Annotated in this window: 15 protein-coding genes; 9 read left to right on the forward strand and 6 right to left on the reverse strand. The window is 25.3% G+C overall.

The genetic code is table 11. The features are described 5' to 3' along the window. Positions 1 to 23 precede the first annotated feature (23 nt). Genes ABLL_RS03355 through ABLL_RS03370 form a run of 4 tightly spaced genes read right to left on the reverse strand, consistent with a single transcriptional unit; the run spans position 24 to position 3,095 of the window. Complete coding sequence (locus tag ABLL_RS03355) at positions 24 to 926, reverse strand: VWA domain-containing protein (protein ID WP_014473369.1); 903 nt, start codon at positions 924 to 926, stop codon at positions 24 to 26. Beyond that, the gene (locus tag ABLL_RS03360) at positions 919 to 1,314 is read right to left on the reverse strand and encodes a hypothetical protein (RefSeq protein WP_014473370.1); all 396 of its coding nucleotides are present in this window, start codon (positions 1,312 to 1,314) and stop codon (positions 919 to 921) included. Before ABLL_RS03360 ends, ABLL_RS03355 begins: the two co-directional genes overlap by 8 nt. Beyond that, positions 1,311 to 2,144: a DUF58 domain-containing protein gene (locus tag ABLL_RS03365; protein ID WP_014473371.1), complete on the reverse strand. Its 834-nt coding sequence runs from the start codon at positions 2,142 to 2,144 to the stop codon at positions 1,311 to 1,313. The genes ABLL_RS03360 and ABLL_RS03365 overlap by 4 nt, the downstream gene beginning before the upstream one ends. A 3-nt stretch (positions 2,145 to 2,147) precedes the next feature. Continuing rightward, on the reverse strand, positions 2,148 to 3,095 hold the full coding sequence (locus ABLL_RS03370; RefSeq protein WP_041655050.1) for a MoxR family ATPase: 948 nt from the start codon (positions 3,093 to 3,095) through the stop codon (positions 2,148 to 2,150). 245 nt (positions 3,096 to 3,340) lie between these two features. Here ABLL_RS03370 and rpsB point away from each other — a divergent pair, with 245 nt between their 5' ends. Genes rpsB through gmk form a run of 5 tightly spaced genes read left to right on the forward strand, consistent with a single transcriptional unit; the run spans position 3,341 to position 7,336 of the window. Next, positions 3,341 to 4,132, forward strand: coding sequence for a 30S ribosomal protein S2 (rpsB, locus tag ABLL_RS03375; protein WP_014473373.1), 792 nt, complete (start codon positions 3,341 to 3,343; stop codon positions 4,130 to 4,132). A gap of 2 nt (positions 4,133 to 4,134) precedes the next feature. Further along, a complete protein-coding gene (gene tsf / locus ABLL_RS03380) occupies positions 4,135 to 5,181 on the forward strand; it encodes a translation elongation factor Ts (RefSeq protein WP_014473374.1) in 1,047 nt (348 codons plus the stop codon). A 49-nt stretch (positions 5,182 to 5,230) separates the two neighbouring features. After that, entirely contained in the window at positions 5,231 to 5,914 is a 684-nt protein-coding gene (locus ABLL_RS03385; RefSeq protein WP_014473375.1) for an ABC transporter ATP-binding protein, read from the forward strand. After that, a complete protein-coding gene (locus tag ABLL_RS03390) occupies positions 5,911 to 6,711 on the forward strand; it encodes a hypothetical protein (protein WP_014473376.1) in 801 nt (266 codons plus the stop codon). The genes ABLL_RS03385 and ABLL_RS03390 overlap by 4 nt, the downstream gene beginning before the upstream one ends. Before the next feature lies 1 nt (position 6,712). After that, positions 6,713 to 7,336 carry a guanylate kinase gene (gene gmk / locus ABLL_RS03395; RefSeq protein ID WP_014473377.1) on the forward strand — a complete coding sequence of 208 codons (624 nt, stop codon included), beginning with the start codon at positions 6,713 to 6,715 and terminating at the stop codon, positions 7,334 to 7,336. 9 nt (positions 7,337 to 7,345) lie between these two features. On the opposite strand, the gene ABLL_RS03400 is transcribed toward gmk, so the two are convergent. Further along, positions 7,346 to 8,968: an EAL domain-containing protein gene (locus ABLL_RS03400; RefSeq protein ID WP_014473378.1), complete on the reverse strand. Its 1,623-nt coding sequence runs from the start codon at positions 8,966 to 8,968 to the stop codon at positions 7,346 to 7,348. A 108-nt stretch (positions 8,969 to 9,076) separates the two neighbouring features. Between ABLL_RS03400 and ABLL_RS03405 the strand changes: the two genes are divergently transcribed. Both ABLL_RS03405 and ccoS read left to right on the forward strand, forming a co-directional pair. Beyond that, a complete protein-coding gene (locus ABLL_RS03405; RefSeq protein WP_014473379.1) occupies positions 9,077 to 11,515 on the forward strand; it encodes a heavy metal translocating P-type ATPase in 2,439 nt (812 codons plus the stop codon). Between the two features lie 10 nt (positions 11,516 to 11,525). Continuing rightward, positions 11,526 to 11,771 carry a cbb3-type cytochrome oxidase assembly protein CcoS gene (ccoS, locus tag ABLL_RS03410; protein WP_014473380.1) on the forward strand — a complete coding sequence of 82 codons (246 nt, stop codon included), beginning with the start codon at positions 11,526 to 11,528 and terminating at the stop codon, positions 11,769 to 11,771. A 23-nt stretch (positions 11,772 to 11,794) separates the two neighbouring features. Here the strand turns inward: ccoS and ABLL_RS03415 are convergent, their stop codons facing one another. Next, a complete protein-coding gene (locus ABLL_RS03415; RefSeq protein WP_014473381.1) occupies positions 11,795 to 12,085 on the reverse strand; it encodes a c-type cytochrome in 291 nt (96 codons plus the stop codon). Between the two features lie 198 nt (positions 12,086 to 12,283). On the opposite strand from ABLL_RS03415, the gene ABLL_RS03420 reads away from it, so the two are divergent. Both ABLL_RS03420 and hemH read left to right on the forward strand, forming a co-directional pair. Beyond that, the gene (locus ABLL_RS03420; protein ID WP_014473382.1) at positions 12,284 to 12,886 is read left to right on the forward strand and encodes an ATP-binding cassette domain-containing protein; all 603 of its coding nucleotides are present in this window, start codon (positions 12,284 to 12,286) and stop codon (positions 12,884 to 12,886) included. Then, entirely contained in the window at positions 12,873 to 13,808 is a 936-nt protein-coding gene (gene hemH, locus ABLL_RS03425; RefSeq protein ID WP_014473383.1) for a ferrochelatase, read from the forward strand. Before ABLL_RS03420 ends, hemH begins: the two co-directional genes overlap by 14 nt. The last annotated feature ends 3 nt before the right edge of the window (positions 13,809 to 13,811 follow it).

A 13,811-nucleotide genomic window follows, 5' to 3' on the forward strand; every position in this document is an offset into this window, starting at 1 on the left:
ATCCTTCTTATTAAATAAAACAATTATTCTTTATTCCTTAAATAAATTAATAAAATTAAGCATAAAATTGAAAAAAATAGTGGGTAAAAGAAAAGATAATCTTTTAAAATAATTTTATTTTGATCAATTTTAGATTTTTCAAGTTTATTTATATCTTCATAAATTAAATTTAAATCCTCTTTTGAATAAGCTACATAAGCTTTTGCATTTGATTCTTTTGCTAATGAATTTAAAATATTGTTATTAAAATTTCCAATACCAATTGTATAAACTTTTATATTATACTTTTTTAATAATTTTATTACAACTTCGATTGGAATGGAACTAGAATTATCTTCTCCATCACTTAATAAAATTATGATATTTGATTTTGCTTTTTTATCTTTTAAAATATTTATACTTGAAGCAACTGAATCAATTAATGCTGTATTTTTACCTGCCATTCCAACATCTAAATAATCAATAATTTCTTTTTGAGCCTCTTTATCAAAACTTAAAGGACTTGAAATAAGTACCGAATCTCCAAATAAAACTACTCCTATATTATCAGCAACTCTTTTTGTCATAAAATCTTTTATTATCTCTTTTACAACATCAAAACGACTTTTTATATGGTTTTCATCTAAATCTCTTTCATTCATAGAATAACTTGCATCTAAATCTAAAATAATATTTATTCCATCGTTTTTTAATAAAATAGTATCATTTATTTTTACAGGACTTGATAGAGCAATTATTGAAAATATAATTATCAAATATTTTAAAATAGAGTTTATTAAATTTGATTTTTGATTTACTTTTTGAAAAATATTTAAATGTGGAATTAAATAAGAAGGTGATTTTGCTTTACAAAAAATAGAACAAAATATAAATAAAAAAATTAATAATAAAAAATATGGATATTCAAAAGTGAAATTATTAAACATCTAAAGCTTCCAAAAAAATTGAGTATTTATTTTTGATTTCATTATTTATAATTTCAACATTTTTTCTATATTTATATTTTTCAAGTTCATCTATTAACTCATTTGCCAATTTTTTTTCTCTTTCATTTGAAGCAACTAATCTTGCATATTTTGTTATAAGATAAGCTGATTTTTTTGCATCTTCAAAATCTATTTGCTTTAAAATTTCAAAATAGATTTTTCGTGGACTTTTTTTTCTATTTTTTAAAAATTTGATGATTAAAAAAACAATACTTAATAAAACTAAAATTCCTAAAAAAACTAATAATGCAAAGATAAAAATAGAGTTATCAGGTATTTTTTCTAACTCTTTTATGTCATTGAGTTTTGATAAAATATCTTCATTCATTTTAAAACTCCAATTAGTTTTTTTATTGGATCTTCATTTGTATATATTTTTGTAAATCTAATACTACAATTTTGTAGATGATTATATAGTTTATGATCGTTTTCTAAAACTTTTTTTTCATACTCTAAAACTGCACTTTTATTTAAAATTGATTCAAACATTTTATTATTGTTTGGGTCAATAAAACTTACATTCCCAAGTTCTAAAGGATTTTCTTCAAATTTATCTCTAATTATAAGTGCAATAATTTCATGTTTTTGACAAAGTAGTTTTAAATCAAGTTTTTCAATATCAAAAAAATCTCCAATTAAAAAAATGAGTGATTTTTGATGAATGGCTTTAAAAAGTTCCTTAGTAATTTTTTCATAATCTATATTTTTACCAATTACATTATAATTATAAAGTTGTTCAGCCATAAAATTTACATTAAAAATCTGTTTTGATTTTTTTGTACAAACTTCAAGATTTTCATTTGCTATAAATGAAGAGAAAGGATTACCTTGTTTTATGCAAATAAATCCTAAACTTGAAGCAATATGAGTGATAATATCTTGCTTAAAAATATCAGTTCCAAAATATGTTGAACCATTTAATAAACAAACAATATTTACATTTAACTCTTTTTGTGCATAAAAAACTTTCACATATGGTTTTTGCATTTTTGCACTTATAACCCAATCAATATTTTTTACATCTTCACCATATTCATACTCTTTTAGTTCACAAAAATTATAACCTTCACCTTTTAATTTTGTACTATTATTTCCAATGATTTCAGAAAAAACTTGTTTTTTTGTTTTTATGAGTATTTTTTTTAAAGCTTGATTCATATTTTATGGAATAACAATTTTCTCTAAAATTTTTTGAATAACATCATCTACATTTATCTCTTTTGCCATTGCTTCATAAGTTAAAATTATTCTATGTCTTAAAATATTTTTTACAACAAGTGCAATATCAATTGGAGAAACAAAATCATTTCCTCTTAAAAATGCACTAGCTTTTACAGCTTTAAACATATCAATAGTTGCCCTTGGACTTGCTCCAAAATGTATAGTATCAACTAATTCCTCTAATCCATAATCTTTTGGATTTCTACTTGCATCAATAATATCAATAATGTATTCTTCTAACTCTTTATCAATATGTATTTGTTTAACTGCTTGTTTTAGTTTTTCTAAAATATCTTTATCTAAAACTTTGTTTATCTCTTCAAAAGAGTTCATTGTAGCTTTTTTTGCTATTTCATACTCTTGTTCTTTTGTATTATATGAAACAACAATTTTAAACATAAATCTATCAAGTTGAGCTTCAGGTAAAGTATAAGCTCCTTCTTGTTCGATTGGATTTTGAGTTGCTAAAACTAAAAAAGGAGTATCTATTTTAAAGGTATCATCAGCTATTGTTACTTGTCTTTCTTGCATAACTTCAAGAAGTGCTGATTGCACTTTTGCAGGAGCTCTATTGATTTCATCTGCTAAAAGTAAATTTGTAAATATTGGACCTTTTTTGATTTTAAATTCATTAGTTTTCATATCAAAAATTTGAGCACCAATAATATCACTAGGAAGTAAATCAGGAGTAAATTGTATTCTTTTAAAATTAAGACTTAAAGCTTGTGATACACATTTTACAGTTGTAGTTTTTGCTAAACCTGGAACACCTTCTAGTAAAATATGACCATTTGTAAGAAGTCCAATTAAAATAGAGTTTACCATCTCTTCTTGACCAACAACGCCTTTTGCTATTTCAACTTTTAATTCATTTAGTTTTTCATGCAAATTCAAAATCTATCCTTTTATATTGAAATTTAATTTTATCTAATTACAAATTAAAAATATTGTTAAATTAAGATTAAAGTTAAATTAAATTTAATTTAGATAAAATCACGGTTCTAATTTTATTTAGAACCTCACATGTGTCAATCCTTGTATGGGTTGTGACAAGAGAAATCTTGACATTAAGGGGCACAGAGGCTAAACCCTTTACAAAAAATAAATACAAAATAATTCAAGGAGAATTACTCATGGTTACAATGAAAGACCTATTAGAGTGTGGTGTACACTTCGGACACCAAACAAGAAGATGGAATCCAAAAATGAAAAAATTCATTTTCGGTGTTAGAAAAAATATCTATATTATAGATTTACAAAAAACGTTAAGATACTTCAGATATACATATAACGTTGTTAGAGACAGAGCTGCTCAAGGTGAAACTATGATTTTCGTAGGTACTAAAAAACAAGCTAGCGAAACTATCAAAAAAGCTGCTATTTCTTGTGGAATGCCATATGTTAACCATAGATGGCTAGGTGGTATGTTAACTAACTTCGGAACAATTAAAAAATCAATTAGAAAATTAGAAATTATTAAAAAAATGAGAGAAGAAGGTCAATTAGATCTTTTAACTAAAAAAGAAGCTTTAATGCTTACTAGAAAAGAAGAAAAATTAGAATTATACCTTGGTGGTATCAAAGAAATGCACAAACTTCCAGATATGATGTTTGTTCTTGATGCTGTTAAAGAAAAAATTGCAATTCAAGAAGCTAGAAGATTAGGAATCACTGTTGTTGCTCCTTTAGATACAAACTGTGACCCTGATGTTGTAGATTTACCAATTCCAGGAAATGATGATGCTATTAGATCAATTCACTTATTCTGCAACGAAATGGCTGCAGCAATGAATGAAGGGAAAGCTGTATTATCAGATGAAACAGGTGTTGAATTAGAACCTGTTACTGTTGAAGAAACGGAAGAGTTAATCGCTGAAGCTGTTGCAGAAGGTGAGTCTGAAATTTCAGAAGTAGAGGAAGCATAATTATGGCAGGTGCAACTCCACAATTAATCAAAGAATTAAGAGAAATGACTGGTGCAGGAATGCTTGATTGTAAAAATGCACTAAATGAAACTGGTGGTGACTTAGAAAAAGCTGTTCAAGCTTTAAGAGAAGCTGGTTTAGGTAAAGCTGCTAAAAAAGCTGGAAATGTAGCTGCTGAAGGTTTAATTTCTGTTTTAGTTAATGATGACTTCACAAAAGCTGCTTTATTAGAATTAAATTCACAAACAGATTTCGTTGCAAAAAATGAAAATTTTGTTAATTTAACAAAAGAGATTACAAATCACGCTTTAAGTAATGAAATTGCTTCAGCTGAAGTTTTAACAACTTCTGTAATTAATGGACAAGAATTTAAAACTTATTTAAATGAAAAAATTGCAACAATCGGTGAAAATTTAGTAGCTAGAAAACTTGCTTTAGTTTCAGGACAAGTTGTAAATGGATATGTTCATGCAACAGGAAGAGTAGGAGTTGTTTTAGCTGCTACTTGTGATGAAGCTGTAAAAGATAAAGCAGCTGCATTATTAAGAAACATTGCAATGCACGCATCTGCTATGAAACCAACAGTAATTTCATATAAAGATTTAGATGCAGAGTTTGTTGAATCTGAAAATAAAGCGATTAGAGCAGAAATTGAAGCTGAAAATGATGAGTTAAAAAGATTAGGAAAACCATTAAAAAATATTCCTGATTTTGTTTCTAGATCTCAATTAACAGATGAAGCAATTGCTGCTGCAAAAACTAAATTTGAAGAAGAATTAAAAGCTCAAGGTAAACCAGAAAAAATTTGGGCAAATATTATTCCAGGAAAAATTGAAAGATATATCACTGATAATACTCAATTAGATGGAAGATTTGCACTTTTATCTCAAGCTTATGTAATGGATGATAAAAAAACTGTTGAGCAAGCAATTGCAGAAGTTGATGCATCTATTAAAATCACTGAGTACATTAGATTTGAACTTGGTGAAGGTATTGAGAAAAAAGAAGAAGATTTTGCAGCAGAAGTTGCAAAACAAATGGGTAAATAATTAGTAGTTAATTAAAACTACAATGTAAAAAAATAAAAGGAAATATGTAATGAGTGAAGCTAATAATAAAGATACGCTCATTGCAGATGACCTTTTACTCCAAGCTAATAACTTATCTCATAAATTTGATTACGATCTTTTCAAAAATATAAATTTATCTCTTCACAAAAAAGAATCAATAGCTATAATTGGTACAAGTGGAAGTGGAAAATCAACACTTTTAAATATTTTATCTTCTCTTTTAAAACCATCTTTTGGAAATGTTGTTTTTAAAAGTAAAGATATGTATTCAATAAAACAAAATGATCTTTTAAAGATAAGAAGAGATGATTTTGGTATAATCTTTCAAGCACATTATCTTTTTCGAGGCTTTTCAGCAATTGAAAATTTAGAAATAGCCACATTATTAAGTGGTGAAAAAATAGATAATAATTTATTAAAAGAATTAAATATAGAATATGTTATCAATCAAGGTGTTGGTGAATTAAGTGGTGGACAGCAACAAAGATTATCGATTGCAAGAGTTATGACAAAAAAACCAGCGATTATTTTTGCAGATGAACCAACAGGAAACTTGGATAAAGATACAGCAAATGTTGTAATGAATACTCTATTTAATTATATTAAAAATAATGATGCAGGTCTTATTTTAGTAACACATGAAAATGAACTTGCAATGAGATGTGATAAAGTTTATAAGTTAGAACAATTGAAATTGCAGGAGATAAAGTGAATTTATTATTAATTTGTGAAACAGCAATTATTGAACATATTTTTACTTTAGTTTGTAAGAGATTAAATATAAATCTAACTATTCAAAAAACAAATAGTATAAATGAAAAATTTGATTTAATAGTTGTAGATCAAAATTTTATAGATGATAAGTTTAATTCACTTAAACAACTTTCAAAAAAATTAGGTGCTATTAGTTCTGAAGAATTACCTTTTGATAAATCAAGAGATTTTATTATTCCAAGACCATTTTTACCTACAAAGTTAGAATCACTTTTAGTTGAACAATTAGAAATTATTAAAGAAGAAGAGGAATATGAACATAATAGAAAAGTAACAACATTTACCTCTTATGATGATGAAGAAGATGAAGAAGTTACTGTTCCTATTGTAAATTATATAGATAATGATATGGAAGAAAAAATAGAAGAAGAATTTGATTTAGATGAAGATGAAAGTATAGTTAGCCTTGCTTCTTTAAATATGGGTGGAGTTTTAGATTCTCGAGAATTAGATAAAATAAATGATATTCTAAGAGAAGATAATATTCAAAATGAAATAAATCTTGAAAAAAATGATTGGAAAGATATTTCGTCTATTATTGATGATGCTTTAGCCGAAGTTAAAGAATATGAATTTGATTTAACAAAAGAGCCTATTAAGCCTTATAATTTAGTTCTAAGTAATTTTAATATAAATGAATTAAGACCTTTACTTGAAAAATTTGATCAAACGGTAATTGATAAACTTTCAAGTGGTGAAACGGTTGATGTTAGAATTACTTTAAAGGAAAAATAAGATGATAAAAGAGAAAAAAGGTGCAATTTTAATCATCTCAGGTCCTAGCGGTTGTGGAAAATCAACTCTATTAAAAGAAGTATATAAAAATATTGATAATTACTATTTTTCTATTTCAACTACAACAAGAGCTCCAAGAGTTGGAGAAGTAAATGGTATTGATTACTTTTTTGTTTCTAAAGAAGAGTTTGAAGAAGATATAAAAAACAATGATTTTTTAGAATATGCAAAAGTACATGATAACTATTATGGAACATCATTAAAACCTATTAATAAAGCTTTAGAAGAGGGTAAATTGATAATTTTTGATATTGATGTTCAAGGTCATGAAATTGTTAGAAATAAGATAAATGCTTTAGTTACATCAGTATTTATTACAACGCCATCTTTAAATGTTTTAGAAGAGAGATTAAATAGTAGAAATACAGATAGTTTAGAAATTATTGAAAAAAGAATTAAAAATGCTAAAGCAGAAGTTGAATTTTTTCAAGATTACGATTATTTAATAATTAATGATGATTTACAAACAGCTGCAAAAGAATTAGTTTGTATTGCAAATATAACCAGAATAAAAACTAAACTTTTCAAGAAAGAAAATATAATATCAAATTGGCTAAGTAATTAACTACTTAATCTAATTGATACTATCATAACTCAAAGGTTTTTCAAAGTAATAACCTTGACAATAATCAATGTTTAACTCTTTTATTTTGTTATAAATATCTTCATTTGATACATATTCTGCAACAGTTTTTACTTTAAATTCTTTTGAAAAATTAGCAATTGTATTTACAATTATTTCTAAATCTTTTGAACTATTAATTCTTTCAATTAATGAACCATCAATCTTAACGAAATCAATATCAAGAAGAGTTAATAAGTTGAAGTTTGAATATCCAGCTCCAAAATCATCAACTCCAACAATACAATCAAACTTTTTAATTTCTGCAATGAATTTTGAAACTTCATTGAAATCTGAAATCTCTTCTGATTCTAAAATTTCAAATTCTAAAAATTGAGTATATTTTCTATTTTGTTCTAAAACTTCATAAATAAATGCAGTTGTTTCTTCATTTGCAATATCATCAAAAGAGATATTAACTGAAACTCTTTTGTTTTTATTTTTTATTAGTTTAAAAGCATCTTGTATAACAATTTTTATGATGTTTGGATAAAGTTTTGTCTTTTTTGCAACATTTATAAAGTTATATGGAGCTATTTCAACACCTTCTTTTGTTACATAACGAATAAGTGCCTCATATTTATGAACTTCTTTTGTTTGGGTATCAACAATTGGCTGAAAATAGGCTTGAAATAGATTTTCTCTGAATCCAACTTTTAATTGTTTTACCCATTTTATATTTTCTTCAAAAGATTGTTGGATTTTAAATGATTCATTATAAATCATAATTCTTTGAAGTTTTGTTCTTGCATAATTTATAACTCTTTGTGAGTATTTATACGCTCTTGCTCCATCACCTTGTGCTATACCAATAGTTATATTTATATCAATTTCATCTTCATCAATAAGTAATGATTCTTTTTCAATTTTATCAGCAAATGTTTTACATATATCATAAAATTCATTTACATCTTTATTACTTTGCTTTGCAACAATTGCAAATTTATCAGCTTCAATTCTATATACAAAATACTCTTCATCACTAAAATAGCTTTTTAATTTATTAGCTAACTCATATAAAATTGTATCACCAATTTTTTCACCAAATAAATCATTTACTGTTGAAAATTCATCAATATCTAATAATGCCATTAAATCAATATTGTTTTCATCTAAATCTTTTTTTAGTTTATTTCTATTTGGAAGATTTGTTAGTTTATCTGTGTATAAATCTTTTAATTCATGATAAATCAAAGATTGTGACATTACTTGTAAAAGTTTTGCAATATCAATAGGTTTTAAAACATATTTATCAACACCAATATCGATAGCTTCAAGTAAATACTCTTTATTTGAAAATGCAGTTGCAACAATAATAGGAATATTCATATTGATTTTTTTTATCTCTTTTACCATGTCTAAACCATTTAAAATAGGCATATTAACATCAGTAATAATTAAATCAATTTCATTCTCATATTTTTTAAAAAGTTCTAGACCTTCTTGTCCATTTTGTGCAACATATTGCTTTTTGGTAAAGCCCTTTAAAATTTGATGTGTTACTTCTCTTAAGTCTTTTTCATCTTCTGCATATAAAATAGTTATATTTTTCAGTATTGAAATATTATTTATCATTATTAAGACTCTCTCCAAAATTATTAAGATATAATATCATAAATAAACATAATATCTAAGTAATAAAAAAATCAATAATTATATAGTTTTAGTCTATTAGGAGTCCATTTGTCGAAAATCAAGTGTAATCATTGTCATTTAGAATTTGATGAAAATGTAATGATAAAAGAAGAAGATTTAAATTTTTGCTGTAAAGGATGCCAAGGCGTATATCATATACTTAAAGATGATGGATTAGACTCTTTTTATGATAAATTAGGAAATAAAACAATTGCTCCTCCTATAAAATTGGATAATGATGATGTTACAAAATTTGATTCTGAAAATTTTTTAGATAATTATGTAAGTAAAACAAAAGATGGATTTTCTCAAATAGATTTGATAATTGAAGGAATCCATTGTGCAGCTTGTGTTTGGTTAAATGAAAAAATATTATATGACACAAAAGGAATAGTTGAAGCTAATATCAATTTTACAACAAATAAGGCACGGATTGTTTGGGATGATGAAAAACTAAAACTTTCAGAAATTATTTTAAAAATTAGATCAATTGGTTATAACGCTTATGCTTATGATTCAAGTGTAGCAGATGCACAAGCTTCAAAAGCAAAAAGAGATTATTTTATTCGTATGATGGTTGCTGTTGTTTGTAGTATGAATATTATGATGTTAAGTGTTGCAAAATATACTGGATTTTTTACGGGTATATCAAAAGAAGTAAAAGATATGATTCATATAGGAGAATTTTTACTTTCAACTCCTGTTTTATTTTATAGTGGATGGATATTTTTCAAAGGTGCTTATTTTGGTTTAAAAAATCGTATTTTAAATATGGATTTTTTAGTAGCAACTGGTGCAACATCAACTTATATATATTCTTTATTTATTCTTTTTGGTGCAAAAGGTGAGAGTTATTTTGATTCAGTTTCAATGATTATTACTTTTGTATTAGTTGGAAAATATTTAGAAGTAATAGGAAAAAAATCTGCTGTTGATACTTTAGATAAAATAAAATCAAGTTTACCTTTAGAAGCTGTTGTTATAAAAAACAATGAGAGAAAAACTGTAGCTTTAAATAGTATAAATATTGGTGATATTATAGAAATAAAACCAGGAGAAAAAGTTCCTGTTGATGGAAAAATTATCCAAGGAAGTGGTTCTTTTGATGAATCAACTTTAACAGGAGAATCTCTTCCCATTTATAAAAAAACTCAGGATATTGTTTATAGTGGAACTATAAATTTAGATTCTTTAATACAATTTGAAGTTACTAAAAATTTTAAAAATTCAACTTTCTCTTCAATTGTTTCTTTATTGGAAGATTCTTTAAACTCTAAACCAACTATTCAAACAAAAGCAGCAGAAATCTCAAAAGGTTTTAGTGTTACTATTTTAAGTTTAGCAATTCTTACTTTTGTTGTTTGGTATTTTTTTGGAATAGATTTAGGTTTTGATTATGAAGGGACAAGTCAATTTGAAAAATCATTTATTGTTGCTGTTTCAGTTATAGTTATTGCTTGTCCTTGCGCACTTGCACTTGCTACTCCAATGGCAAGTTTAATAGGTATTTCAGAGCTTGCAAAAAAAGGTTTACTCTTCAAAGAAGCAAAATTTATTGAAACACTTGCTGTTGCTTCAAGTGTAGTTTTTGATAAAACAGGAACTTTAACTAAAGGTGAATTAAATGTATCAAAAGCTCGAATTTTAGATGATAATATTCATAAATTAAACCTTTTATACTCTTTACTTTCTGCTTCTAGTCATCCTGTTAGTATTTCAATAAAAAAATATTTAGAATCAAAGTACGATTTAAAAATTAAAGAACTTGAAACTGTAAAAAATATAGAAGCAAAAGGAATGAGTGCAATATATAAAAATATAGAAGAAAAAGAGTTTGAAATTATTGGTGGAAATATTGAGTTGTTAAGAGAATTTGGAATATATTATAAATTTGATTCAACAAAAACAGTTTATTTGTTTGCTATAAATAAAAAAGTAATTGCAACTTTTGAACTTGAAGATAAAATAAAAGATGATGCAAAAGAGATTATAGAATATCTTCAAAATAAAAATATTGATGTAATTATGCTAACAGGTGATAATGAACAAGTTGCTTCAAAAATTGCAAATGAATTAAATATTAAAAAATATTTTGCAAAGCAAACACCAGTTTCAAAAGCAAATTATATAAAAGAGTTAAAAAAAGAGAATAAGATAGTTGTGATGGTTGGAGATGGAGTAAATGATAGTGTTGCTTTATCAAATGCAGATGTTGCAATTGCAATGGGAAATTCAGCTGATATTTCACTTGCTGTTTCTGATATAGTTTTATTAAATTCAACGCTAAATTCTTTGAAGGATGCATTTGTTATTTCAAATAAAACATATAAATATATTAAACAAAATTTATCTTTATCAATAGTTTATAATATGATTACAATACCTTTAGCAATGGCTGGTCTAGTTATTCCTTTAGTGGCTGCTTTATCAATGAGTTTAAGTTCATTAATGGTTGTATTAAATTCACTTAGAATAAAGATGAAATAGGAGTTTTTAAATGATAAATGATACACTTTTTTTTATGTTAATTGTTGGAATTATAATCTCAGCAGGATTATTACTTCTTTTTGTTTGGGCTGCAAAAACAGGTCAATTTGATGATGCAAATAAGATGTTAAATGGTCTTTTATATGATAGTGTTGATGATTTAAACGATGCAATAAAAAAAGAGAAGAATTTAAAAGAAGCTAAAGAAGAAAAACTTCAAAGTGAAAAGAAAAAAGAGGAAAAGAAAGAAGAATAAAGAGTCTTTATTCTTCTAAAAAATTATTTACCGATATATTCAGCTAAAGCTTTGATGTCAGCGTCAGAAAGTTTCATTACTTGACCTTTCATGATACCTTTCATTGGTCCACCATAAGTTCCATCTTTATAACCATGTAATGCTTTTTCAACATCAGCTTTTGCTAAGTTTGCTGGAACATGACTTTTACTTTGAGTAGTAATGTTGATTTCACCTTTTGCTCCATGACATGCTTTACAAGTATTGTAAGCTGCAGGTGCATCTGCTAACGCTAAAGTAGCAACAGCTAATGTTGCAAGAACGATTTTTTTCATTTTATCTCCTTAATTTTAAGAAAAATATTTTAGCTTTTTTTTCTTTTTTTATGCTTAATATTTTCTTTTTTTATTAAATATTCAGTATAAGTTTTACCTATTATTGTATAAAAAAAGTGAAATGCACAAAAACTCTTTGTAGAGGGAAGATAAAGCTATTTTTTAATATAGTAATAAATTAAATTAAAAGGTAAAAAGTTGAATAAAGATTTAGTTTTAAATATAAATAATTTAATATTTTATTATAAAAAAGAAAACCCAATTTACAAAGATTTTTCATTGAAATTAAAAAAAGGTGAATTAGTTACAATTTTTGGAAAAAGTGGAACAGGAAAAACTACTCTTTTTGAATTAATTTACGGAAATTTAAAACCAATAAGTGGAACTATTGAAAAATCAAATATTGCAATGATTTTTCAAGATCCTTTTAACTCTTTTCATCCAACTTACTCAATTTTAGAGCAGATAAAAGATGTAGTAAAAAGAGATTTTTATAAAGAATTAGATGAACTTTTACCAAAGTTAAGTCTACAAAAAGAGTTGTTAGATAAAAAAACTTATCAATTAAGTGGAGGTCAACTTCAAAGATGTTCAATTTTAAGAGCACTTTTGATGAAACCAGATTTACTTTTAGTTGATGAACCAACATCTGCACTTGATAATATAATAGCTTACGATGTGATGAAATTATTGATTACATTATTAGATAAATGTGCTATTTTGTTAATAACTCATGATTTAGATATGGCAAAATGGTGTAGTGATAAAATTATAAGGTTAGAAGAAAATGCAAAAAAATAAAAAGGCTTTAGTTCTATTAAATATGGGTGGAGCTAGAAATAAAGATGAATTAAAAATGTTTTTAACAAATATGTTTAATGATGAAAATATATTAACTATAAATATAGATTTTATAAGAAGTATTATTGCAAATTTTATAGTAAAAAAAAGACTTGATAGTGCTTGGGAAAATTATGAAAAAATTGGTAATGCTTCACCAATTAATCCATTAACTGAAAAATTAGTAGATAAATGTAATGAAAAAATAGAAGAGTTTAAAACATATCAAGCTATGCGTTATACTCCTCCATTTGCAAATGATGTTCTAGAGCAAATAAAAAAAGATGGAATAAATGAAATTTTATTATTTCCTTTATATGCACAATTTTCAACTACTACAACAAAATCGTCAGTTCAAGATTTTATAGGAAATATCCCATATGAGGGATTTACTGTAAAATATATAGAAGAATTTTATAAAAATGATAAATTTAATGATTGTATTGTAAATGAAGTAATTAGAAATATTGATGACAAAAAAGAGTATAATTTGATATTTTCTGCACATGGATTACCACAAAAAATTGTTAAAAAAGGTGATCCATATGAAGAACAGATGAATGAACATGTGGAAATTTTATCAAAAAAATTAGATGAAAAGGGAATAAAATTTAAATCAATTAATTTAGCATATCAATCAAAAGTTGGACCTTTAAAATGGCTTGAACCATCACTTGAAGATATGTTAAAAAATTTTAAAGATGAAAATGTAATTATTTATCCAATTTCATTTATTGTTGATAATTCTGAAACAGATTTTGAACTTGATATTGAATATAGAGAAATTGCTCATAAATTAGGAATTAGTGAATATAAAGTATGCCGTTGTGTAAATGATAGTGATGAATTTATTGAAGCAATAAAGGATATTATTAAAAACTAAGGA

It is taken from the genome of Arcobacter sp. L, from assembly GCF_000284235.1.
GTDB classification, from domain to species: domain Bacteria; phylum Campylobacterota; class Campylobacteria; order Campylobacterales; family Arcobacteraceae; genus Aliarcobacter; species Aliarcobacter defluvii.